Origin of the sequence: Saccharomonospora amisosensis, from assembly GCF_011761185.1 — a bacterium.
Lineage (GTDB): Bacteria > Actinomycetota > Actinomycetes > Mycobacteriales > Pseudonocardiaceae > Saccharomonospora_A > Saccharomonospora_A amisosensis.
This window is the reverse complement of record NZ_JAAOYM010000001.1, coordinates 4365777-4388724: the sequence shown is the minus strand read 5'-3', so window position 1 is coordinate 4388724 and position 22948 is coordinate 4365777. Positions and strand designations below refer to the sequence as shown.

Here is a 22948-nt window from a genome sequence, read left to right as displayed (position 1 = left end):
GCTCAGTCTGCCCTCGCCGGTGTTTCCGCGGTGTTGGGAGTCCCGCTACGGCGCCTGCGCCTGCGCCTGGCAGGACGCTCACCGCTTTCCGATGTGCCCGCTTCGCTCTTCTCGCCTGCCGCGGGCGCCTCACCCGCGGGCTTCGAGCCGCCGCGGGTACGCCGCCGCTTCGGCCTGCCGCCGTTGTCCGAGGTCTGCGTGCCACCCGGCTCCGAGGCCGCGGCATCCGACGCCGTGGCGGTGGCACCGCCCCTGGTGCGCCTGCGCTGCCGTGACCGACGAGTGCCCGGGTCGGTAGTCGACTTCGCGGACCGGCTCTTCCCTCGCTTGCCGCCGAGGTCTTCCTCCGGTTCGGCGGCAAGGCCCTGTCGCGTGCGCTTGGCCAGTGGCAGCCGCCCGGTGGCGGTTTCGGGAATGCCGAGATCGGCGAACAGGTGCTTGGAGGTCGAGTAGGTCTCGACCGGTTCGGGCATGTCGAGACCCAGCTCGTCGGAGATCAGCTTCCAGCGTGGGAGCTCGTCCCAGTCGACCAGGGTGATGGCCACTCCGGTCTTGCCCGCGCGACCCGTGCGGCCGATGCGGTGCACGTAGGTCTTCTCGTCGTCGGGTGTCTGGTAGTTGATGACGTGTGTCACGTCGTCGACGTCGATGCCTCTGGCCGCGACGTCGGTGGCGACGAGGACGTCGATCTTTCCAGAACGGAATGCGCGTAGTGCCTGCTCCCGCGCACCCTGGCCGAGATCGCCGTGCACGGCCGCTGCGGCGAACCCGCGCTCGGCGAGGTCGTCCGCGACCTTCTGTGCCGTGCGCTTGGTCCGAGTGAAGATCATCGTCAGTCCCCGGCCGTCGGCCTGCAGCACCTTGGCGATCAGTTCCGGCTTGTCCAGCGAGTGCGAGCGGTAGACGAACTGCCTTGTCCGCTCGTGTACGGCTCCCGCGTCGGTCTCCTCGGCCCTGATGTGGGTCGGCTGCCGCAGGAAGGTGCGGGCCAGCGTGATGATCGGGCCGGGCATGGTCGCGGAGAACAGCATGGTCTGCCGCTGCTCCGGCACCATCCGCAGGATGCGCTCGATGTCGGGCAAGAAGCCGAGGTCGAGCATCTCGTCGGCCTCGTCGAGCACCAGCGCCTTCACCTTGCCGAGTACGAGATGGCGCTGTTCGGCCAGGTCGAGCAGCCTGCCGGGCGTGCCGATCACCAGGTCGACGCCCTTGCGCAGTGCCTCGATCTGCGACTCGTAGGGGCGGCCGCCGTAGATGGCGGTGGTGCGCACCCCGAGGTGCTTGGCCGCGTCGGTCAGGTCGTGTGTCACCTGCAGGCACAGTTCGCGAGTCGGCACCACCACGAGCGCCTGCGGGGTGCCGTCTCCTGGCAGGGTCAGCCGCTGCAGCACGGGAACACCGAAGCCGAGCGTCTTGCCCATGCCCGTGCGGGCCTGCCCGATGAGGTCCTCGCCCGCCAGCGCCAGCGGCAGCGTCAGTGCCTGGATTGCGAAGGTGCGCTCGATACCCGCGGCCGAGAGCGCACGGACGATGTCGGGGTGCACGCCCAGCTCGGCGAAGGTGGGGTTGTCGGGTTCGGCTACCACTTCGGCGTCGGGCAGCGGCTGTAACGGATGTGAGGTGTCGGTTTCGGTGGCGCCGGACTCACTGTGCTCGAGCGCCGCCGGATCGATGTCGTCGTTTCGTTTCGGGTGGATGGTTCGATCGCCTCTCTCATACCAGCGCGCACGGCCAGGTATTTGCGCGACGCTCGACCACGTGGGAGTGCGGTCCGTCTCGGGAGAATCGATACCCGAAACTCATCACGCGGGAACGCCGCTCGAGGGCGTGCACGCACATTGTCTTCTCAGTGAAGTGCAACGGCAGGCGGGGCCGCGGGTATTTCACACGCCGCCGCGACACGTGCACCACACAAGGGCAGTTTCACTACCAGGCGGGAGCCTACCTTGTCCATCTCCGCGCTGGGTGACGGTGGTCGCGGCGAGTCACGTGTTATTGGTCTCCCCGCCCTGAACTACGGTTGGGTTCGTGAGTGAGGCGAAAGCGCAGACCAGTTCCGGCGTCGTGGATCTGCTGGGGGTGCTCGCCTACGGCGAGTTGTCGGCGTTCGACCGGCTCGCCGAGGACGCTCGCACGGCACCCACTCTGGCGGGACACGCGGCGCTTGCTTCGATGGCCGCGGCTGAGATCGGCCACTACGCCCTGCTCGAGCGGCACCTCGCCGACCACGGCATCGCGGTGGAGGAGGCGATGCGCCCATTCGTGGCGCACATCGACGCCTTCCAGGCCTCCACCGCGCCTCGGTCATGGCTGGAGTCCTTGGTGAAGGCCTACGTCGTGGACAACCTCGCCGCGGATCTGTACCGCGAGCTGGCACAGGTGCTCGACGAGACCACCAGGGAGCTGGTACTGACCGTGCTCGCCGACACAGGACACTCCTCGTTCGCCGAGCGTGAGGTGGCGGCCGCCATCAAGTCGGATGCCAAGCAGCGCGACCGGCTCGCGCTGTGGAGCCGCAGGCTGCTCGGCGAGGCCCTTACCCAGGCGCAGTACATCGTGGCTGAGCGCGACGGTCTCGCTGAACTCATCGTGCAGGGCTCAGGTGACCTCTCCGGTATTGCCGCGTTGTTCCGCAGGCTCCAACAGCGCCACACCAAGCGGATGCAGTCGGTCGGTCTGGGCTAGCCTGGAGTAGCGAACCACAGCGGCACGAATACAGGCGGAGGTTGTACGTGGAGGTCAAGATCGGCATCAAGGACACCCCGCGGGAGCTCGTGGTGTCCAGTGGCCAGTCGCCCGACGAGGTCGAGAAACTGGTCTCCGAGGCGCTGAATGCCGACGACGGCCTGTTCCGCCTCAGCGATGAGAAGGGCCGTAAGTTCCTCGTCCCCGCCGACCGAATCGCCTACGTCGAGATCGCACCGTCCGACGTCAGGAAGGTCGGCTTCGCCGTAGGCTCCTGAGTCCAGCGAACCACGGCCCTGCCGGTACAGGGCCGTGGTTTTCGCGTTCGCTATCCGGCGACCTGGTCCAACGTGGTCGGCACCTGGAACGGCGGTGTGCTCGTTCCGGTGATCCGATACCGGTCCCACGGGTCGGGGTCGGAGAGTTCACCGCGTGCCTTTCCGTGCGGTGTGTGGATCTCGACCTGCTGCTTCTTTCCTCCGGCGACGCCGGAGACGCGCTCGTCGGCCTTCACCCGCCCGTACCAGTGGTAGTAGCCGTCGATGGGCTGGAAGTGCCCGCGAAGTTCCACCTCGACGTCGAGTTCGGTGTCGCCGAGCAGTAGCTTCGCCGCCCCCGTGTAGCCGTCCTCGTCGTGCTGGTCGTGTTCGGTCATGATGCGCCTCCTGGTTCTGCCCTCGGTGTTGTGCCCGCCGCCGTACGCTGCGGCGAGAGCCGCACCACCTTGTTCGCCTCCAGCGGTTTGTCGGGGTCGAGCACGACACCGTGTTGGCGGGTGAGGCCGTCGATGGCCGCCCAGATGATCTGTGTCAGGTACTCCACAACGCTGTCGCGGCTCATCGTGCGTTTGTCGATCCACCACTCGCCGGTGTTCTGCACCATCCCGACGATTCCGTGTGCCCACGGTTCCGCAGCCCCGGAATCCATGTTCAGCATCCGCATGTAGTCACCGAGCAGCGCGGTCAGTGCCGTCGCGATGACCTCCTTGTCCTCGGCGACGACGTCGGCGTCCACCGGCCGGTCGGCGAAGGACTTGCGGGAGAGCAGCCGGTAGAGGTTCGGGTGCTGCTCGATCACCGTGAAGAACGCGTCGAGAGCCATCCGGATGCGGGGTACGGGGGCCAACTCCGCGTTGATCGCTGGGATGAGCCGTTCGAACAGCATCTCGGTGCCCCGCTGTCCAAGGGCGAGGTAGAGATCCGCCTTGTCCTCGAAGTGCCGGTACAGCACCGGCTTGGTCACCCCCGCCGCCGAGGCGACGTCGTCCATGCCCAGGTCGGGGCCGTGTTGGTCGACCGCACGCAGTGCCGCCTCCACGAACTCGGCGCGGCGGGCTATGCGGTGTTTACGCCAGCGGTCCCTGCGCGCGTCGCCTGCTCGCTCCTCGCCCGTGCGCTTGCCGTCGCCGTGCTTGACACGATCGCCCATGCCCTCCATGCTACCAGAAGTAACTGTTACCCGAAGTTACATCAAGCGGAAGGTGGTGTCGGCGGTGACGCGGACCCTCAGGGAGACAGGCCGGGAGAAGACGGCCGAGCGGCTGCTGAAGTCGTCGGCCAACAAGTTCTACGACCCCGAGGTGGACATCGACTGGGAGGCTCCGCTTGTCGAGGGCAAGCACTACATCCCCGAACACCGGTGCACTCTCTACGGGACGCCGCTGTGGGAGCGGTTGACACCGCAGCAACGCATCGAACTCGGAAAGCACGAGGTCGCCAGCATCGCGACCAACGGCCTGTGGTTCGAGATCCTGCTGATGCAGATGCTGCTGAAAGAGGTCTACAAGTCCGACCCCACCACCAGCCACGCTCAGTACGCGCTCACCGAGATCGCCGACGAGTGCCGCCACTCGACGATGTTCGCGAGGATGACCGAGCGCATCGGCTGCCCGCCCTACGGCCCGGTGGCGTGGCGCAGGCGCGTCGGCAAGCTGCTTCCGGTGATCGGCTACGGCCCAGCCATGTACGGCTCGATCCTCGTCGCCGAGGAGATCCTCGACCGCATGCAGCGGGAGCAGATGAACGACCCGCAGATCCAGCCGCTTGTGCGCATGGTGAACCGCATCCACGTCCTCGAGGAGGCGCGGCATGTCACGTTCGCCCGCGAGGAGGTCAAGCGCGGCATGGCCAACATGTCCGGACCGGAGAAGTCCTACCAGCGGTTGCTGCTCGCGATGGTGTCGCACGAGATCACCCGCAGCCTGGTGAACCCGGCCGTCTACAAGGCCGTGGGCATCCGCCCGCGTGACGGGTACAGGGCCGCGATGAACAACCCGCACTGGCAGCGCACCGTCCGATACGCGGGCGAGCGGATCATGCAGTTCCTCGACGAGGTCGGTCTCGTCGGCGCTCCCGGCATGCCGTGGTGGCGGCGCTCCTTCCTGGTCGGCGAGGACCGGTGAGCACGCTCAGCCAGACACAGTCCTTCCTGACGAGCGACGGCACCGGACTGCACGTACGTGTGGACGGCCCTGCTGACGCTTCGGGCACGCTGGTGCTGGTGCACGGCTGGACCCAGGACCACACGACGTGGGACCGGGTGCTGCCGCACCTGTCATCCGGGCTGCGCACGCTGCGGTACGACCTGCGTGGGCATGGCCGCTCCGCTCCCGCGAATCCAGGCACCGCCACCATAGAACGGCTCGCCGACGACCTGGCCGAGCTGCTCACCGACCGCGCGGGCCAGGGCAGGCTCGTGCTCGCCGGGCACTCGATGGGTGGCATGACCATCATGGCTCTTGCCGAGCGACACCCCCGGCTGGTCGCCGAACGAGTCGGCGGTGTCGCGTTCGTGGCCACCTCGTGTGGCGAAATGAACCGCATCACGCTCGGCCTGCCCGGCGCGTTCGGCGGAGGTGCCGCGCGGCTGGAACGCAGGCTGGCGAAGCTGCTGGCCGGCTACCGAGGTGACGGCCTCCCGCTGCGACCCGCGGCCGCGCGGGCGGGCGCGCGCTGGCTGGTGTTCGGCCGAAGGCCACGCAAGGAGGACGTCGCGTCCGTGGCCGAACAGCTGCTGCGCGCTCACCCTGCGAGTGTTGGCCAGTTCCAGGACGCGATCTCGGTGCACGACCGGCGAGCGGCGTTGACCGCACTGCGCGGGCTGCCCGCCGTGGTGCTCGCTGGCGGGTCCGACCGGCTGTGCCCGGTGCCGCACGCACGCACGATCTGCGACGAGCTGCCCGGCACGCGGTTGGTGCTCTTCCCGGGAGCCGGTCACATGCTGCCGCAGGAGCGGGCAGCCGAGGTCGCCGTGCAGCTCGACACGCTGGCCGGCGCCGCGCTCGGCCGCGCGGACTGAGTCAGGAGTGCTGCTGTAGCGGGAACCCGGCGCCGATACCGCGCCAGGCGAGGGTGGAGGTAAGCGCGACCGCTTCCTCCCTGCTCATCGAGCTGTGGTGGGCCAGCCAGAATCGCGCGCTGACCTGACTCATGCCCACAAGCCCGACGGCGAGCAGCCTCGCCTTGTCCTCGTCGAGACCGGCGTCGGCGGTGATCGTCTCGGTGATCGCGTCGACGCTGGCCGACGTGGCCCTGTCCACGGCCTCCTGCACCGCGGGCTCACCCCGCAGGTCGGACTCGAACACCATGCGGAAAGCGCCCACGTCCCCGTTGACGAAGTCGAAGAACGCGCCCACCGCGTTCTTCACACGCTGCTTGTTGTCCGTGGTGGACGACAGCGCCTGTTGCACCGCGGTGACCAGCGTGTCCACGTGGCTTTCCAGCAGCGCGATGTACAGGTCGAGCTTGCCGGGAAAGTGCTGGTACAGCACCGGCTTGCTGACGCCCGCCCGCTCGGCGATGTCGTCCATCGCCGCCGCGTGGTAGCCGTTGGCCGCGAAGACCTGCTGTGCGGCGGCAAGCAGTTGCGCTCGACGTTCCGTTCGGGGGAGCCGCACTCCCCGGCCGAACGCGGGCGTTCCGGTGTGTTCACCGGCGCCCTGCGACTGCGCCGTTTCAGTCATCCCCGCCTCCACTTCGTTCCTCATGCACATTACTCGCGGGTACGCATCGGGCGCCAAACGCGGCGAACGTGAGGCATCCTTGAATTGTGTCCGAAACGCTCTCCGGTGCGAACCACGCCCCTTCGGAGAAGGGAGCGACCCGGCAACGCGCCGCGCTGACCCACGTTCCGTTGTCCGACGTCGCGCTGCCACCACTCGACGAGACCGCGGGACCGTGGCCAGGAGCGATGGAGAGTCCCGGCGGAGTCAGCCTGCACGTTCGCAGCACTCCCGGCTCCGAGGACGCCACCGCCGTGTACGTCCACGGTCTCGGCGGTTCCTCCACCAACTGGACCGATCTCGCGGGCCTGCTCGCGCCGAGCGCCCAGGGTATCGCGCCGGACCTGCCCGGCTTCGGCTTCTCCGAGCCCGCCGACGGCTTCAACTTCAGTCTGCGAGCGCACGCCGATGTGGTGGCCCGGCTCATCGAGGAGCGCGGGGTAGGGCCTGTACACCTGGTGGGCAACTCGATGGGCGGCGCGATCTCGCTGCTGCTGGCCGCGCAACGCCCCGAGTTGGTGCGCACCCTGACACTCATCTCGCCCGCCGTGCCCGACCGGCGGCCGGACCCGCGCAGGCTGTCCGACCCCAGGCTGGCGCTGGCCTACCTGCCGATCGTGGGCAAGAAGGCACGCAGGGAACTGGCGGCGCTCGGTCCACGTGAGCGTGCCGCTCAGGTGATCAAACTGTGCTTCGCCGAGCCGGAGTCGTTCCCTTCCCACCGGCTGACCGAACTGGCAGAGGAGCACGGCGCTCGGATCGGGCTGGAGTGGGCCGACGCGGCGCTGTCTCGCACCACGATGGAGATCTTCCGCGCCTGGTTCACGCTCGGTTCCGGCTCGCTGTGGTCGGTGCCGCCGAAGGTGCGGGCGCCTTCGCTCGTGGTGTGGGGTACACACGACAAGGTGATCTCGGTGAGGCGAGCCGAGCGCACCGCGCGGCTGCTGCCGAGGGGTCGGCTGCTCGTGCTGCCGAGGACGGGGCATGTGGCCCAGATGGAGCGTCCTGTCACCGTGGCACGGGCGATGCTGGGCATGTGGAACAACGCCGACTCCGGCAGCTGGTAGGTCCTCGCCCGCGACGCGCCCGGCCTCACCCGCGTGTACGCCAATGGGGGTGTGGCACTCTTGGGCCGTGGATCGGGTAACAGAAGGAGCACGACACGACCGACGACGGGCCACCGGCCCGTCCGACGGTTCCTCCTCCGACACCCGCGACCGCGCTGCGGACGACCGCTACCGGCCCAAGCGGCGGCGAGTATCCGACGAACCGCTGAGCGCGTCCTGGGAGCCGCTCGCGCGGGCCCACGAGCGGGAGCGGGGCAAGAAGAAGCGCCGCTCCCGGCTGCGGAGGATGGCGGGCACCTACGGCTGGCGCGCCTACGCCGTGCCCATCCTGCTGGTGCTGACCGCGATCGTGGTGGTGGACATCACCCGTGACACCGGCGGTGGCGGGGCGCTCGTGATGGACACTCCCTCCTCGGACACAGTATCGGAGGGCGGGAGCCCGCTGGCCAGTGAGAACCCTGCCGGCCCGGTGGACCTCGACATCCCGACGGCCAAGCTGCCCCAGGGTGGCGACTACACCCGGGAAGGAAAGGGGACCTGGCATGTGGTGCCGGGCGCAGGCGAGCAGGTTGGCAGCGGTGGCCGGCTCTTCACGTACACGATCGAGGTCGAGGACGGGATTGACCCGGCGAGCTATGCGGGCGACGACAGCTTCGCGGCGGCGGTTGAGGGCACCCTGTCGGACCCGAGGAGCTGGACCGGCACCGGCGAGATCTCGCTGCGCCGGGTGGACGCCAGCTTCCCCAACCCGGATTTCCGGGTGAGCCTCACCACGCCAGGCACGGTGCGCAAGCCGGAGGTGTGCGGCTCGGCGATCCCGTTCGAGGCATCCTGCTACCGGCGCGAAATCGAGGGCCACAACAGGGTCGTGATCAATCTCGCACGCTGGGTTCGGGGAGCGTTGGCGTTCAGCTTCGAGATGACCGGCTACCGGCAGTACGCGATCAACCACGAGGTCGGGCATGCGCTGGGACTTCCGCACAAGGGCTGCGAGCGTGACGGGGCGCTCGCGCCGGTGATGATGCAGCAGACCTTCGGCGTCGCCAACGACTATGTGGCCAAACTGAACGACATCCCCGGCGGCGACCAGGGGGCCGTGCCCGCCGACGGTAAGGTCTGCAAGCCCAACGCCTGGCCCAATCCGAAGGCCGAAGGCAACTAGCAGCGCCGTCCAGCATGTGGACGGGGGAAGACCGCGCGGTCGGTGGCGGTTAAAGATAGAAGGACCGCGATCCGCGTGAGATGGAGGACCCATGTCAGGCACGCTGCCGCCGCTCGTCGAGCCGGCCGCCGAGCTCACCAAGGAAGAGGTCGCGCGCTACAGCCGCCACCTCATCATCCCGGACGTCGGGATGGATGGGCAGAAACGACTGAAGAACGCGAAGGTCTTGGTTATCGGCGCCGGTGGGCTGGGAAGCCCCGCGCTGCTCTACCTGGCCGCCGCCGGAGTGGGCACTCTGGGTGTGATCGACTTCGATGTCGTCGACGAGTCGAACCTGCAGCGCCAGGTCATCCACGGCCAGTCCGACATCGGTAAGCCGAAGGCCGTCTCCGCCAAGGAGTCGATCGTCGAGGTCAATCCGTACGTCAACGTCGTACTGCACACCGAGCAGCTCACCAGTGAGAACGCGCTGGACGTCTTCGGTGGCTACGACCTCATCCTCGACGGCACCGACAACTTCGCGACCCGGTACCTCGTCAACGACGCGGCCGTGCTGCTTGGCAAGCCGTACGTGTGGGGATCGATCTTCCGCTTCGAGGGCCAGGTCAGCGTCTTCTGGGAGGACGCGCCCAATGGCAAGGGGCTGAACTACCGCGACCTCTACCCCGAGCCCCCGCCGCCGGGAATGGTGCCCTCGTGCGCGGAGGGTGGCGTGCTCGGCGTGTTGTGCGCGTCGATCGGCTCGATCATGGTGACCGAGGCGGTGAAGCTCATCACCGGCATCGGTGACCCGCTGCTGGGAAGGCTGATCAGCTACGACGCGCTGGAGATGCGCTACCGCGAGGTGAAGATCCGCAAGGACCCGGAGACGCCGAAGATCACCGAACTGATCGACTACGACGCGTTCTGCGGTGTCGTTTCCGACGAGGCGCAGCAGGCGGCGGCAGGCCACACGATCACGCCGCAGGAGCTGAAGGCGAAGTTCGACGCTGGTGAGGACTTCGAACTGATCGACGTTCGCGACCCGCACGAGTACGAGATCGTGAACATCAAGGGCGCCAGGTTGATCCCCAAGGATCGGATTCTGTCAGGTGAGGCGTTGGCAGAACTACCGCAGGACAAGCCGATCGTGCTGCACTGCAAGGCGGGTGGCCGGTCTGCCGAGGCGCTCGCCGCGCTGCACAAGGCGGGCTTCCGCGATGCGACCCACCTCGGTGGCGGCGTGCTCGCGTGGGTCAGGCAGATCGACCAGAGCCTGCCGACCTACTGAGCCACCCTTCGACGCTCGGAACGCAGAACTCGCGGGCGAGAGCGGGGGACTCGCGGGCGGGAACGGGGGACTCGCGGGCGAGAGCGGGGGACTCGCGGGGGTTGCGGCCGTGTGGTTGCCGGGTAGAGCGCGGTCAGCGGAGTAACGTCGCTGGCCGTGGGCCCTACCCGGCAACGTCCCCCGGCGCACGTCTGCACGGCGTTCGGGGCGAGCCTCGACGACGCGGAGCCGCTGCGCGGCGCCAGCGCCTGGCGCTGCGGTGACATCGTGCTCAGGCCGGTCGGCGAGCGGGCCCGCGCGGTGTGGCTGGCCCACACCCTCGCCGAACTCGACGTGCCGGACCTGCGCATCGCCCGGCCGGTGCGCTCCACCGACGGCCGCTGGGTGATCGCAGGGTGGAGCGCGAGCCGGTTCGTGTCCGGCACCCCCGAGCACCGCCCGGACGATGTCGTGCTGACCGCCGTCAAGCTGCATCAGGCCACGGTCGACTTTCCCCGTCCCGCGTTCCTTTCCGACCGAACTGATATCGCCGCCGTGGCCGACCGGATGGCGTGGGACGAGCTGCCGGGCGAACTGGACGAGACCAAAGGGGGCCGGTGGTTCGAGATCCTTGCCCCCTCCCGCAGACCGATCGCGCTGCCCGATCAACTCGTGCACGGCGGGCTGTTCGGCAGCGTGCTGTTCGACGGTGCGCATCCGCCTGGCATCGTCGACTTCGAACCCCACTACCGGCCCGGTGAGTGGGGCGCCGCCGTTGCCGCCATCGACGCGCTGGCGTGGGGCGGTGCCGACGGCGGACTGCTGCGCCGCTGGTCGCACCTGCCCGAGTGGTCACAGCTGCTGCTGCGCGCCGTGATGTTCCGGCTCGCCTACCACGCACTGCACCCCCGTTCGACGGCCTCCGCGCTGGACGGGCTGCGCGTGGCGGCAAGCGAGGTCAGCCAACTGCTCTGACGCCGCGCCGATCACCCGCTTCACGGGTGTCGCGCCCCGCTGGGCGAGCAATGTCGCACGGCCGAAACATTCAGCCATGTTCGAGTAACACGGGCTGCCTACCGTCGGGTACCGCCGCCGATCAGCAGGAGGTGCGCAAGTTGACGGTGACGGCAGATCCGACGGCGCCACAGCCGACCAACCCGACCGCGACCGCCACCCATTGCCCCTATTGCGCGTTGCAGTGCGCGATGACGATCACCCGGGACGCGCAGGTGGAGCCACGGCAGTTCCCGACGAACGCGGGCGGGCTGTGCCAGAAGGGCTGGACCTCGGCCGCGCTGCTCGACTCACCCTCGCGACTGACGACCCCGCTCGTACGCCGAGCGGGTGAACTGCGTCCGGCAACCTGGACCGAGGCGCTCGACCTCGTCGCCTCCAGGCTGGGACAGCTCATGGCCGAGCACGGGCCCGACTCGGTGGCCGTGTTCGGTGGCGGTGGACTCACCAACGAGAAGAGCTACCTGCTCGGCAAGTTCGCCAGGGTGGCGCTCGGCACGTCGCAGATCGACTACAACGGTCGGTTCTGCATGTCCTCGGCCGCCGCCGCGGGCAGCAGGGCGTTCGGGGTGGACAGGGGATTGCCGTTCCCGCTCACCGATCTCGCCGACGCCGACGCCGTGGTACTGGTCGGGGCCAACCCCGCAGAGACCATGCCACCGTTCGTGCAGCATCTTCGGGGCGCGAGCACCAAAGGCGGACTGGTCGTCGTGGACCCGCGCCGCACGCCCACCGCCGAGCGAGCGAACCTACATCTCGCGCCCGCGCCGGGCACAGACCTGGCACTGGCGCTCGGCATCCTGCACGCGGTGGTGGCCGAGGGCTTGCTCTGCGAATCCGTTGTGGCCGAGAGGACCACCGGTTTCGATGCGGTGTGGCGTATCGCGGCCGCGTATTGGCCGGAACGGGTGGAGCGCATCACCGGCGTCAGCGCGGCCGACCAGCGCAGGGTCGCCTCGTTGCTCTCGGCAGCCCGCAACGCATACGTGCTCACCGCCAGAGGTGCGGAACAGCACGCCACCGGCGTCGACACGGTCAGCGCGTGGATCAACCTGGCTCTCGCGCTTGGGTTGCCGGGCAGGCCCGGTTCCGGCTACGGCTGCCTGACAGGGCAGGGCAACGGTCAAGGCGGCAGGGAGCACGGCCAGAAGGCCGATCAGCTCCCCGGCTACCGCATGATCACCGACCCTTCCGCCCGCGAGCACGTCGCCTCGGTCTGGGGCGTGCGGCCCGACTCGCTGCCCGGTCCCGGCCGGTCGGCCTACGAACTGCTGGACGCGCTCGGCACCGAGAGCGGGCCACGCGCGCTGCTGGTGTTCGGCAGCAACGTCGTGGTCTCGGCTCCACACTCCGCTCACATCGCGGACCGGCTATCCACACTGGACTTCCTGGTGACCGCCGACCTCGTGCTCTCGGAGACCTCCGCGCTCGCCGACGTGGTGCTTCCGGTCACGCAGTGGGCGGAGGAGGGCGGCACGATGACCAACCTCGAAGGTCGGATACTGCTGCGGCGCAAGGCCGTGGACCCGCCGCACGGTGTGCGCACGGACCTGGAGGTGATTTCCGGCCTCGCGACCAGGCTCGGTCAGCCGGAGGACAGGTTCCCTGCCGACGCCGAGACCGTCTTCGAGGAACTGCGCTCCGCCTCCGCCGGGGGTAAGGCCGACTACGCGGGTGTCAGTTACGACCGGCTGCGCGCTGGGGAGGCGCTGTACTGGCCCGTGCCGTCGGAATCGCACCCCGGAACACCGAGGATGTTCCTCGACGGCTTCGCGTATCCGGACGGCAAGGCACGGTTCGTGCCGGTCGACCACACCGGGCCCGCGGAGCGACCCGACGAGGACTTCCCGCTGTACGCCATCACCGGCAGGGTGCTGCAGCACTACCAGTCCGGCGCCCAGACCCGGCTGGTGGGCGAGCTGAACAGCATCGTGTCCCAGTGCCACGTCGAGGTGCATCCCGATGTGGCGGCCCGGGCGGGGCTACGCGACGGCGAGGTCGCGCTGGTGACCTCCCGCAGGGGCGAGGTCGCCGCCAGGGTGCGTTGCGACCACTCGATGCGCCCGGACGTGATCTTCCTGCCCTTCCATTTCCCGGCCGAACAGCGCGCCAACCTGCTCACCAACCCGGCACTGGACCCGGTGAGCCGGATGCCGGAGTTCAAGGTGTGCGCGGCGAGGCTGACGCCGAAGGACGGTGACCGATGAGTCCCCGCGACGTGGTCGTACTCGGTTACGGCATGGCGGGCGCCCGCCTCGCGGACGAGATCCGCCGCCGCGACCCAGAGGCCGAGCGGGTGCGGTTGACGGTGATCGGAGACGAGACCCACCACGCCTACAACCGGGTGCTGCTTTCCGCCGTGGTGGCGGGCAACATGCGCGCCGAATCCGTGCGGCTGCACGACGAGCACTGGGCGGATGCCCACAGGGTGCGGATGCGACTCGGTGTCGCCGCGAGCCGGATCGACCGTGCGGCGCGAAAGGTGGTGCTCTCCGACGGTACGCGGGTCGGCTACGACTCGCTGGTACTCGCGACAGGAAGCAGGCCGTGGCTGCCGCCGGTCGAGGGGCTCACCGCGGACGGGCACCCCGCCGAAGGCGTGGTCCCGTTTCGCACGCTTGACGACTGCGAGCGCATCCTGGCCTCGGCGGAGGTCGGGGCACCGGTCGCGGTGCTGGGAGGGGGCCTGCTAGGGCTGGAGGCCGCAAGGGGCCTGGCGGGACGCGGAAACCTCGTCACCGTGGTGCACCCGATGGGCCACGTGATGGAGCGCCAGCTCGATGCCGCCGCGGGCGGCGTGCTCGCGGGCGCGCTGGCCAAAGCGGGCATCGACTTCCGGCTCGGCAGGACCGCGGCCAGGTACGTGCCGGGCGACGGGCTCAAGCTCGACGACGGCAGCCATGTCGAAGCCGACCTGGTCGTGGTGTCGGCAGGCGTGCGGGCCCAGACCAGCCTCGCCGTCGAGGCAGGGCTCACCGTTGACGGTGGCGTAGTCGTCGACGACGCGCTGCGCACCAGCGACGGCCGGGTGTTCGCCATCGGCGACTGCGCCCAGCACGAGGGAACGGTCTCCGGCCTCGTGAAGCCGGCGTGGGACCAGGCGCAGGTACTCGCCGACCTGCTGACCGGCAGCGACACCGCCGCCCGGTACCGGGGAGCCCCGGCGGTGACCCGACTCAAGGCGAAGGGAATCGACTTGGCGGCGCTCGGCGAGGCCCACGTCGAGCCCGACGACGCCGACGCCGAGGTGGTGTGCCTTCGGGATGCCGCGCGTGACCGGTACGCGAAGCTCGTCCTGCGCGGGAACCGGGTGACGGGCGCGATCGTGCTCGGATTGCCCGACGCGGCCGCGACGATCACCCAGCTCTACGACACCAACGGCCCCGCACCCAGTGACCGGCTGGCGTTGCTGCTCGGTAGGGCACTGCCCTTGGGCGCGCCCGACGCGGCCAGCCCCGCCGACCTGCCCGCATCGGCGGTGGTATGCCGGTGCAACTCGGTGAGCAAGGGCACGCTTGTCGACGCCTGGCGGGCCGGTTCCTCCACAGTGGATGAACTGGCCTCGGTGACAAGGGCAGGCACCGGTTGCGGCGGCTGCGCCGACACGGTGCGCGGGATCAGCGAATGGCTCGCCAGCACCTCCTGAAACCAACGCGGGCGTTCGAACTCACAACCTCGATTCCCCTGTGTGAACGGGAATTAGCACCACAGCGATCCGAGGGAACCTTCAGGGCAACGCGAGCTGCCTACCGTGATTTCCGGCGGCTGACCCCTGTGTAAAAGGAGAGATTCATGACCGTCTTGGCCGAGAACCACGCCGATCAGGGACGCGGCAGTCGCCGGGGTAGGTGGATCGATTACTGGGAGCCGGAGGACGACCGGTTCTGGCGGACCACGGGAAAGCGAACGGCGTGGAAGAACCTCGTCTTCTCGATCTTCTCCGAGCACGTCGGCTTCAACGTGTGGGTGCTGATGAGCATCGTGGTGGTGAACCTACCCACGATCGGCTACGACTTCGGTGTCGGCCAGACGTTCTGGCTCCTGATCGTTCCCAACCTCGTCGGCTCCACGTTGCGGGTGCCGTACACGTTCGCCATTCCTCGGTTCGGTGGCAGGGCATGGACGACGGTGAGCTCGTCACTGCTCATGATCCCGTGCGTGATGCTGCTCTACGCGGTCACGAACGACTCGACGCCGTACTGGTTCTTCCTGCTCACGGCGGCAGCGATGGGATTCGGTGGCGGCAACTTCTCCTCGTCGATGGCCAACATTTCGTTCTTCTTCCCCGAAGGCAAGAAGGGTCTCGCGCTCGGACTCAACGCCGCGGGCGGCAATCTGGGCGTCGCGGTGACGCAACTGCTGGTGCCGATCGTGATCAGCGCGGGCACCGGGATCAACCTCGGCTACGCGGCGCTGATGTGGATGCCGGTCGTCGTGCTCTCCGCCGCGTTCGCCTGGCTGTTCATGGACAGCATCACCTCCGCGAAGCCGGACGGTCGTTCCTACCGGATAGCGATGAGGAACAAGCACACCTGGGTGATGTCGTTTCTCTACATCGGAACGTTCGGATCGTTCATCGGCTATTCGTTCGCCTTCCCCACGCTTATCAAGCTCAGCTTCACCGAGTACGGCGGCTTCGTGTCGCTGGCGTTCCTCGGCGCCGCCATCGGCTCGATCACCCGGCCGTTCGGGGGGTGGCTTTCGGACCGGATCGGCGGTGCGCGGGTGACGCTGTGGAACTTCGTCGGACTCGTCGCGGGCACCGTGGGGGTGCTGGTGAGTGTGGCGCAGCACAGCTTCCCGCTGTTCTTCACGTCGTTCATCACGCTGTTCGTGCTCACTGGAATCGGAAACGGCTCGACTTACCGGATGATCCCGATGATCTTCTCAGCGGAGGCAAAAAGCCAGGCCGATGGCAGCGGCGAGGACGCCGATTCGGTGACCAGGTCCGCGAAGCGGCAGGCAGCCGCCGTGGTGGGGGTGTGCGGCGCCATCGGCGCGTTCGGCGGGGTGCTCGTCAACCTGGTGTTCAAGTTCTCGTTGGAAGGCGCGGACAACAGCATCAGTTCCGCGCTGGTCGCGATCCTGGCCTTCTACGCGGTCTGCGTCGCCACGACCTGGTGGTTCTACCTGCGCAAGAGCTTCGCCACACGCCGATCACCGAGCCTTGCCTACGCGAGGGTGTGACCGCCCTCTCCCCGCACACAGGCCCTGACCTGCGAAGGGAGTTTTCGGTAACACCGTCGCAACGCCGTTGAAGCGGGGCGGACACGGCTCGTAGCGAGCATGAGGGCAGTTCTTCAAACGGAGGTTGGTCGATGAGTCGAACGTTGGTGGTCGTCGGGCACGGAATGGTCGCTCACCGGTTGGTGGAGGCCCTCCGAGCCGAGGACGTCGACGCGACATGGCGGATCGTGGTGCTCGCGGAGGAATCCCGGCCCGCGTACGACCGCGTCGGACTGACGTCCTATGTAGACACTTGGGACCCTGATGCGCTCGCGCTGCCTGGTGCCGACTACGCCGGTGACGACGCCGTCGAGTTGCGGCTGGGTGATCCCGTGATCGGGATCGACAGGAAGCGCAAGCGAGTGTCGACAGCTGGCGGGTTCACCCAGGACTACGACGCCCTCGTGCTCGCCACCGGCTCGCGGCCGTTCGTGCCACCGGTACCCGGCCACGACCTGCCCGGCTGTTTCGTGTACCGCACCATCGAAGACCTCGACGAGATCAGGGCCGCGGTGCGAAGCGCCCGAGAAGGCAAGGGCCGCCCCGCCGCCGCGGTGGTGGGCGGGGGTCTGCTCGGGCTCGAGGCGGCCAAAGCGCTGCGTGACATGGGCCTTTCGCCGCACGTGGTGGAGATGGCGCCCCGGCTGATGCCGTTGCAGGTGGACGAGGGCGGCGGCAGCCTGCTGCGCAGGCTCATCACCGAACTCGACGTCACCGTGCACACCGGCACGTCCACGGATGCCATCGAGGCCGACCGGGGCCGGTTGTGCGCCAAGCTCGGCAACGGCACCGAGTTGGACGTCGACCTCGTGGTCTTCTCCGCGGGCGTGCGCCCCCGCGACGACCTCGCCAGGCAGTGCGGCCTTGAACTGGGCGAACGCGGCGGCGCGCTGGTGGACGAGACCTGCCGCACCAGCGACCAGGACATCTACGCGATCGGGGAGTGTGCCGCGCTACAGGGCAAGGTGTACGGCCTGGTCGCACCCGGCTACTCGATGGCGGAGGTGGCCGCGGCCACCCTGCTCGGAGCGCAGGCCTCTTTTCCCGGCGCCGACACCTCGACGAAGCTGAAGCTCATGGGCGTGGACGTCGCCAGTTTCGGTGACGCGCACGCCAACACGGAGGGCGCGCTCGAGGTGGTGTTCAACGACGCGGTCGCTGGCACCTACAAGAAGCTGGTGGTGTCCGACGATGCGCGAACCCTGCTCGGCGGTGTGCTCGTCGGCGACGCCTCTGAGTACAACCTGTTGCGCCCGCTGGTGGGCAGCGAGCTTCCGGCGGAGCCCGCCGCCATCCTCGCGCCGGAGGGCGGCGGCGCCGCTGTGGGTGTGGATGCGCTGCCACCGCAGGCGCAGATCTGCTCGTGCAATGCCGTCACCAAGGATGACATCACGAGCGCGGTGACGGAGCAGGGCTGCGACAGCGTCGCGAAGCTCAAGGGCTGCACCAAGGCGGGGACTTCCTGCGGATCGTGCGTACCCATGCTGGGCAAGCTGCTTGCCGCGTGCGGGGTCGAGCAGTCCAAGGCGATGTGCGAGCACTTCCCGCAATCGCGAGCGGAGTTGTTCGAGATCGTCCGGGCCACCCGGATCACCGCGTTCAGCGAGCTGATAGCCAGATACGGCAAGGGCAGAGGTTGCGCGGTGTGCAAGCCCGCCGTCGCCTCCATCCTGGCCGCACTCGGAAACGGGCACATCCTCGCGGGCGAGCAGGCCACCTTGCAGGACACCAACGACCACTTTCTCGCCAACATGCAGCGCAACGGCACCTACTCGGTGGTGCCGCGAATCCCCGGCGGGGAGATCACCCCGGACAAGCTCATCGTGATCGGCGAGGTGGCCAAGGAGTTCGGCCTCTACACCAAAATCACCGGTGCGCAGCGGATCGACATGTTCGGCGCCACCGTGGAACAGCTTCCCAGGATCTGGCGACGGCTGGTGGACGCGGGTTTCGAGTCCGGGCACGCCTACGGGAAGGCGCTGCGCACGGTGAAGTCGTGCGTTGGCACCACCTGGTGCCGCTACGGGCAGCAGGACAGCGTGGGGTTGGCGGTGGAGCTGGAACTGCGCTACCGGGGGTTGCGTTCGCCGCACAAGCTGAAGTCCGCCGTGTCGGGTTGCGCGCGGGAGTGCGCCGAGGCGCGCAGCAAGGACTTCGGCGTGATCGCCACAGAGCACGGCTGGAACCTCTACGTCGGCGGCAACGGCGGTGCGCTGCCTCGCCACGCCGACCTGCTGGTGTCCGACGTGGACACCGAGACGCTGGTGCGGATCATCGACCGGTTCCTGATGTTCTACGTGCGCACCGCTGACCGGTTGCAGCGGACGGCTTCGTGGCTGGAGGAGTTGGAGGGCGGGCTCGACCACCTGCGCGCGGTGATCGTCGACGACAGCCTCGGCATCTGTGCCGAACTGGAGGAGGCGATGGCGCAGCATGTGGCCAACTACGCCGACGAGTGGAAGGGCGTACTGGAGGATCCGGAGAAGCTGGCGCGGTTCACGACGTTCGTTAACGCGCCCGGGGTTCCCGATCCGACGGTTTCGTTCCGTGTCGAGCGGGAGCAGAAGGTTCCTGTGTTGCTGGGAGTGCCGGAGGTGAGTCGATGACCGCGATGGCGGAGCAGACCTGGGTGGCGGTGTGCGAATCGGATTCGGTGCCGCCTGCCTACGGGGTGGCCGCGCTGCTACCGGGTGGCGAGCAGGTTGCCGTCTTCCGCACGGAGGACGACGAGTTCTACGCGCTGTCCAATCAGGACCCCTTCAGCGGAGCGGCCGTGCTTTCCCGCGGCATCGTTGGCGACAGCGGCGGGGTGCCCGTCGTGGCGTCGCCGATCTACAAGCAGCGCTTCGGCCTGCGCGACGGGGTCTGCATCGATGACGAGCACGTGCGCGTGCGCACCTACCCGGTCAGGGTGGCCGACGGTGTCGTGCACGTGGGCTCGCCGTGACCGCCATCCTTCCCCTCGCCGGGTTCTCGATCGGCATCACGGCCGCAAGGCGCGCCGACGAACTGGGAGCGTTGCTGGTACGCAAAGGTGCCACCGTCCGCTACGGGCCCGCGATCCGAATCGTCCCACTCGCCGACGACACCGAACTGCGCAGGGCCACCACGGTGTTGCTGGAGCAACCAGTCGACGCCGTGGTAGCGACCACCGGCATCGGCTTCCGAGGCTGGATCGAGGCGGCGGAGGGCTGGGGCCTCGGTGATGCGCTGCTGCGACGGCTGGCGAGTACGGACGTGCTCACCAGGGGGCCGAAGGCGAAGGGTGCGGTGCGGGCGGCGGGCCTTTCCGAGATGTACTCACCCGCCTCGGAAAGCAACGCCGAGCTGTTGCAGCACCTGCTTGACTCCGGCGTGCGGGGTAAGCGGGTAGCGGTGCAACTGCACGGCGAGCCGTTGCCGTACTTCGTCGAGTCGCTTCGCGCCGCCGGTGCCGAGGTGGTGGAGATCGCGGTGTACCGCTGGGTCGGCCCTGCCGACCCCGGCCCGCTGGACCGGCTGATCGACGCCGTGCTCGACGGCTCCGTCGACGCGCTGCCGTTCACCAGCGCACCCGCCGCCGCGAGCACGCTGGCCATGGCCAAGCGAACCGGCAGGCAGCCCGCCCTTGTCGAAGCGCTTTCCACCAGGGCCGTGGCCGCCTGCGTCGGCCCCATCACGGCGGCACCGCTCGCCGCGCTGGGTATCCCGACCGTGCAGCCGCAGCGTGCCAGGATCGGTGCGCTCGCCAGGACCTTGGCCGACACCTTGACCGTTCGCTCCCCCCGGTTGTGCGTGGCGGGCAGGCAGATCGAGTTGCGTGGCCAGGCCGCCGTCGTGGACGGGGAACTGTGCGACGTGGCGCCCGCGCCGATGGCCGTGTTGCGGGCGCTGGCCGCGCGACCCGGAAGGGTGGTCTCCCGCAGGGAACTCACCGCCGCGCTGCCCAGCGGGGGAGAGGAGCACGCGGTGGAGACCGCCATCGGCAGGCTACGCACCTCGCTCGGCGAGGGACGGCTGGTGCAGACCGTGGTCAAGCGTGGTTACCGGCTGGCCGTGGCTCCGAGGGAGGCGGAGGTGCGGTGATCGTGCTCGTCGCTCACGGCACGCGCGATCCCGAGGGAGCACGGGTGATCGAGCGGCTCGTCGCCCGCGTGCGAGCCAGGGGTGTCGCGGTGCGGGTCGCCTTCGCCGACGTGCGCCAACCGGATGTGACAGCAGTACTGGACGGGCTGCGCAGCCTGCCGGAACGCGCGGTGGTGGTCCCGGCGTTCCTTGCGGCCGGTTACCACGTTCGCAGCGACATCCCCGCGCAGGTGGCGCGCAGCTCGCGGCCGAGGACGGCGGTGAGCAGGCCGTTCGGTCCCGCGCCGGTGCTGCTGGGCGCGGTGCGCGACCGGCTGCGCGAAGCGGGTTACCGCGAGGGTGACGCGGTGGTGCTCGCCGCGGCCGGGTCGAGCGACGAGCGGGCGCTGGCTGAGGTGAACTCGATCGCCGACTCGCTCGCCGGTCGACTGGGCACCCCGGTACGTGTGGGATACGCCGCCACGGCGACCCCGACGGTGGCCGACGCGGTCGCCACCGCTCGCCGCGCGGCCCGAGGTGGCGGGCGGGTCGCTGTCGCGTCGTGGCTACTGGCACCCGGCCTGTTCCAGCGAAGGCTCGCCGATGCCGGCGCCGACGTCGTGGCGGCACCGCTCGGCGACCACCCGGCGGTGGCGGACCTGGTGCTGGGCCGCTACGCCGAAGCCCTGCCCGCGAGTCCCCCGCTCCTGCCCGCGAGTCCCCCGCTCCTGCCCGCGAGTCCCCCGCTCCTGCCCGCGAGTCCCCCGCTCCTGCCCGCGAGTTCTGCGCTCCTGCCCGCGAGTTCTGCGCTCCTGCCCGCGAGTTCTGCGCTCCTGCCCGCGAGTTCTGCGCTCCTGCCCGCGAGTTCTGCGCTCCTGGGCACGTCCCAGCTCGCGAACGACCGCCCGAAGCGCGACGACGGGTCACACACGGCCGCTCAGGACCACACCACCCGCAGGTCGGCGTAACCCCGGACAGCCGCGACCCGTGCGGCCTCCTCCTCCGCCGCCGCGCGGGCGGCCGTGCCCAGCCGCAGCAACTCGGTGAAGGTCACCTCAAACCGCCTGCCTGCGGACTTGGTGCGCCACGTGCCCGCCAACTCGCCGTGCGCCAGCAACGCGCCCGGGTTTGCGATGACCTTCCAGAACTCCTTGCGGTGCGCCTTGTCCGGAACGAGCAACTCCCTGTCCCTTGCCTGCAGGAACGGGTCCCACGGCGGCAGCAGGCGCACGATGTCGGGCGTTGGCGGGTTCGCCAACTCAGCAACGCGGTCGGCGGGGATGTAGCGCTTCTTGCCGTCGAGGCGCACCTCGACCAGGTCCGAAGGCCACAGTCGCTCGGCGACCGTGGCGCGGGTCGAGCCGAGGAAACCAGCGGCCTCGGCTGGCAGCGCGGGGCCGTGCAGCCGCAGGTAGTCCGCCACGACGCGCGTCGTGCGCTCGATGTCCGTGGCCACCGGTATGCGCGGCCGGTCGGCCAACGGCTCAAGGGTCGCCGGGGTGACACCAGCGACAAGCCGGATACCGGCCAGCGGGGTCGCCAGCCGCATGAGTTGCTCGTGGATGTGCGTGGCCTGGCACGGCCTGCACCACCGGCTCAACGCGGCGGGCACCAGCTTTGTCACCGCCGCACTGGCCTCGCCCTTCGTCATCGTGGTGCGTACCGCCTTACGCATCGCACGCGCGGCCGTGAGTAACACGTCGGTCGCGGGCATGCCCGCGCCGGTGACCTCCTTGCGCTGCCACGAAAGGCGAGCCAGCGTGTCGGCGTCGTCCGCGGGTAGCAGCGCGGGAATGAGCGAAGCGAGTTCCTCGGTCCGGTGGTAGTGCGGTGCACCCCGGTGCGACCAGGCGAGGGTGAATCGTTCGTCGTCGACCAGCGACACCGGCCGGTCGGTGGGTAACCGGGCCGCCAGCGCGAGTTCCGCGGCGGCGCGGGCGGTGGCGTCCTGCACGCCGAGGTCGAACACGGCGAGCTTCGTGGGATCGTCCTGCTCGCGCGACAACCCGTGGCTAGCGATGCGGTACGCCAGCACCTGCTCACGGTCGAGTTCGAGCACCGCTACTCCCGTCCAGGGTGTAGTCGAACGTGTACGCCACCGTCTCCTCCGAACCCGCCGCCGTGCCGTGGCCCGCGATACCGGCCAGCCCACCGGTGCCGGAGCCGGGAACGACCGCGAACCTGTCCTGGATACCGTCCGGCCCGTACGCGACATCGTGCCGGATGACGAAACTACCCTCCCTGCCCTCGATACTGCCCGCTATCCGTTCGAAACCCGGGGCTCGCTGCCCGCCGTTGTGCGGTGTGCCGTCGTAATAGAGCAGGTAGTCGCACGTGGAGCTGCCCTCGATGAGGCCGCGGTAGCTGAACGTGGCTCTGGCGTGGGCGTATCGCGGACCGTCGTCGGCTCCACTCACGACCTGCTCGTCCCAGGTCTTCATGCTGAAGGTGTTCTCGCTCATGTGGCCAACGGTGCCCGCGATACCTGTCATCCTGTGTCA

General features: G+C 69.0%; 21 protein-coding genes. 15 read left to right on the top strand and 6 right to left on the bottom strand.

Features of this window, described 5'->3' with window-relative positions:
• Positions 1–2 precede the first annotated feature (2 nt).
• A complete protein-coding gene (locus FHU38_RS21285) occupies positions 3–1586 on the bottom strand; it encodes a DEAD/DEAH box helicase (RefSeq protein WP_390623313.1) in 1584 nt (527 codons plus the stop codon).
• 442 nt (positions 1587–2028) lie between these two features.
• On the opposite strand from FHU38_RS21285, the gene FHU38_RS21280 reads away from it, so the two are divergent.
• Both FHU38_RS21280 and FHU38_RS21275 read left to right on the top strand, forming a co-directional pair.
• Complete coding sequence (locus FHU38_RS21280; RefSeq protein ID WP_167174240.1) at positions 2029–2685, top strand: ferritin-like fold-containing protein; 657 nt, start codon at positions 2029–2031, stop codon at positions 2683–2685.
• Between the two features lie 47 nt (positions 2686–2732).
• Positions 2733–2963 (top strand): DUF3107 domain-containing protein, encoded by a 231-nt coding sequence (locus FHU38_RS21275; RefSeq protein ID WP_009152655.1) that lies wholly within the window; start codon positions 2733–2735, stop codon positions 2961–2963.
• A gap of 50 nt (positions 2964–3013) precedes the next feature.
• Here FHU38_RS21275 and FHU38_RS21270 read toward each other — a convergent pair whose 3' ends face one another.
• Together FHU38_RS21270 and FHU38_RS21265 are read right to left on the bottom strand one after the other, a co-directional pair.
• Positions 3014–3340, bottom strand: coding sequence for a DUF4873 domain-containing protein (locus tag FHU38_RS21270; RefSeq protein ID WP_167174237.1), 327 nt, complete (start codon positions 3338–3340; stop codon positions 3014–3016).
• Complete coding sequence (locus FHU38_RS21265; RefSeq protein WP_167174234.1) at positions 3337–4122, bottom strand: TetR/AcrR family transcriptional regulator; 786 nt, start codon at positions 4120–4122, stop codon at positions 3337–3339. The genes FHU38_RS21270 and FHU38_RS21265 overlap by 4 nt, the downstream gene beginning before the upstream one ends.
• A 55-nt stretch (positions 4123–4177) precedes the next feature.
• Here FHU38_RS21265 and FHU38_RS21260 point away from each other — a divergent pair, with 55 nt between their 5' ends.
• Both FHU38_RS21260 and FHU38_RS21255 read left to right on the top strand, forming a co-directional pair.
• A complete protein-coding gene (locus FHU38_RS21260; RefSeq protein WP_167174231.1) occupies positions 4178–5086 on the top strand; it encodes an AurF N-oxygenase family protein in 909 nt (302 codons plus the stop codon).
• Complete coding sequence (locus FHU38_RS21255) at positions 5083–5982, top strand: alpha/beta fold hydrolase (protein ID WP_167174228.1); 900 nt, start codon at positions 5083–5085, stop codon at positions 5980–5982. The genes FHU38_RS21260 and FHU38_RS21255 overlap by 4 nt, the downstream gene beginning before the upstream one ends.
• Position 5983: 1 nt before the next feature.
• On the opposite strand, the gene FHU38_RS21250 is transcribed toward FHU38_RS21255, so the two are convergent.
• Positions 5984–6646 (bottom strand): TetR/AcrR family transcriptional regulator, encoded by a 663-nt coding sequence (locus tag FHU38_RS21250; protein WP_167174225.1) that lies wholly within the window; start codon positions 6644–6646, stop codon positions 5984–5986.
• Between the two features lie 86 nt (positions 6647–6732).
• Between FHU38_RS21250 and FHU38_RS21245 the strand changes: the two genes are divergently transcribed.
• The 11 genes from FHU38_RS21245 to FHU38_RS27525 all read left to right on the top strand — a co-directional run bounded on the left by FHU38_RS21245 (position 6733) and on the right by FHU38_RS27525 (position 21415).
• Positions 6733–7752: an alpha/beta fold hydrolase gene (locus tag FHU38_RS21245; protein ID WP_167174221.1), complete on the top strand. Its 1020-nt coding sequence runs from the start codon at positions 6733–6735 to the stop codon at positions 7750–7752.
• A gap of 67 nt (positions 7753–7819) precedes the next feature.
• Entirely contained in the window at positions 7820–8914 is a 1095-nt protein-coding gene (locus FHU38_RS21240) for a DUF3152 domain-containing protein (protein WP_167174218.1), read from the top strand.
• Positions 8915–9005: 91 nt separating this feature from the next.
• Entirely contained in the window at positions 9006–10184 is a 1179-nt protein-coding gene (gene moeZ, locus FHU38_RS21235) for an adenylyltransferase/sulfurtransferase MoeZ (protein ID WP_167174215.1), read from the top strand.
• Between the two features lie 156 nt (positions 10185–10340).
• Positions 10341–11138, top strand: a complete 798-nt coding sequence (locus tag FHU38_RS21230; protein ID WP_167174212.1) for a TIGR02569 family protein — start codon at positions 10341–10343, stop codon at positions 11136–11138.
• 230 nt (positions 11139–11368) lie between these two features.
• Positions 11369–13384 (top strand): molybdopterin oxidoreductase family protein, encoded by a 2016-nt coding sequence (locus tag FHU38_RS21225; protein WP_167176378.1) that lies wholly within the window; start codon positions 11369–11371, stop codon positions 13382–13384.
• Positions 13381–14823, top strand: a complete 1443-nt coding sequence (locus FHU38_RS21220; protein WP_167174209.1) for an FAD-dependent oxidoreductase — start codon at positions 13381–13383, stop codon at positions 14821–14823. Before FHU38_RS21225 ends, FHU38_RS21220 begins: the two co-directional genes overlap by 4 nt.
• 146 nt (positions 14824–14969) lie before the next feature.
• On the top strand, positions 14970–16364 hold the full coding sequence (locus tag FHU38_RS21215) for an MFS transporter (protein WP_167174206.1): 1395 nt from the start codon (positions 14970–14972) through the stop codon (positions 16362–16364).
• 131 nt (positions 16365–16495) lie between these two features.
• On the top strand, positions 16496–19009 hold the full coding sequence (gene nirB, locus FHU38_RS21210) for a nitrite reductase large subunit NirB (protein WP_167174203.1): 2514 nt from the start codon (positions 16496–16498) through the stop codon (positions 19007–19009).
• Positions 19006–19350, top strand: a complete 345-nt coding sequence (nirD, locus tag FHU38_RS21205; protein ID WP_167174201.1) for a nitrite reductase small subunit NirD — start codon at positions 19006–19008, stop codon at positions 19348–19350. Before nirB ends, nirD begins: the two co-directional genes overlap by 4 nt.
• On the top strand, positions 19347–20468 hold the full coding sequence (locus FHU38_RS21200; protein ID WP_167174198.1) for a uroporphyrinogen-III synthase: 1122 nt from the start codon (positions 19347–19349) through the stop codon (positions 20466–20468). The genes nirD and FHU38_RS21200 overlap by 4 nt, the downstream gene beginning before the upstream one ends.
• Positions 20465–21415, top strand: coding sequence for a sirohydrochlorin chelatase (locus FHU38_RS27525; RefSeq protein ID WP_167174195.1), 951 nt, complete (start codon positions 20465–20467; stop codon positions 21413–21415). The genes FHU38_RS21200 and FHU38_RS27525 overlap by 4 nt, the downstream gene beginning before the upstream one ends.
• Here the strand turns inward: FHU38_RS27525 and FHU38_RS21190 are convergent.
• A complete protein-coding gene (locus tag FHU38_RS21190) occupies positions 21385–22506 on the bottom strand; it encodes a DNA glycosylase AlkZ-like family protein (RefSeq protein ID WP_167174192.1) in 1122 nt (373 codons plus the stop codon). The two genes, FHU38_RS27525 and FHU38_RS21190, sit on opposite strands and share 31 nt — an antisense overlap.
• A complete protein-coding gene (locus tag FHU38_RS21185; protein WP_167174189.1) occupies positions 22487–22909 on the bottom strand; it encodes a DUF3224 domain-containing protein in 423 nt (140 codons plus the stop codon). The genes FHU38_RS21190 and FHU38_RS21185 overlap by 20 nt, the downstream gene beginning before the upstream one ends.
• Positions 22910–22948 lie beyond the last annotated feature (39 nt).

Bases quoted from the DNA above. Each gene is read 5' to 3' on its own strand.
- FHU38_RS21220 (WP_167174209.1), top strand. From the start codon at position 13,381: ATGAGTCCCCGCGACGTGGTCGTACTCGGTTACGGCATGGCGGGCGCC.
- FHU38_RS21215 (WP_167174206.1), top strand. From the start codon at position 14,970: ATGACCGTCTTGGCCGAGAACCACGCCGATCAGGGACGCGGCAGTCGC.
- FHU38_RS21270 (WP_167174237.1), bottom strand. From the start codon at position 3,340: ATGACCGAACACGACCAGCACGACGAGGACGGCTACACGGGGGCGGCG.
- nirB (WP_167174203.1), top strand. From the start codon at position 16,496: ATGAGTCGAACGTTGGTGGTCGTCGGGCACGGAATGGTCGCTCACCGG.
- FHU38_RS21265 (WP_167174234.1), bottom strand. From the start codon at position 4,122: ATGGAGGGCATGGGCGATCGTGTCAAGCACGGCGACGGCAAGCGCACG.
- FHU38_RS21225 (WP_167176378.1), top strand. From the start codon at position 11,369: ATGACGATCACCCGGGACGCGCAGGTGGAGCCACGGCAGTTCCCGACG.
- moeZ (WP_167174215.1), top strand. From the start codon at position 9,006: ATGTCAGGCACGCTGCCGCCGCTCGTCGAGCCGGCCGCCGAGCTCACC.
- FHU38_RS21185 (WP_167174189.1), bottom strand. From the start codon at position 22,909: ATGAGCGAGAACACCTTCAGCATGAAGACCTGGGACGAGCAGGTCGTG.
- nirD (WP_167174201.1), top strand. From the start codon at position 19,006: ATGACCGCGATGGCGGAGCAGACCTGGGTGGCGGTGTGCGAATCGGAT.
- FHU38_RS21250 (WP_167174225.1), bottom strand. From the start codon at position 6,646: ATGACTGAAACGGCGCAGTCGCAGGGCGCCGGTGAACACACCGGAACG.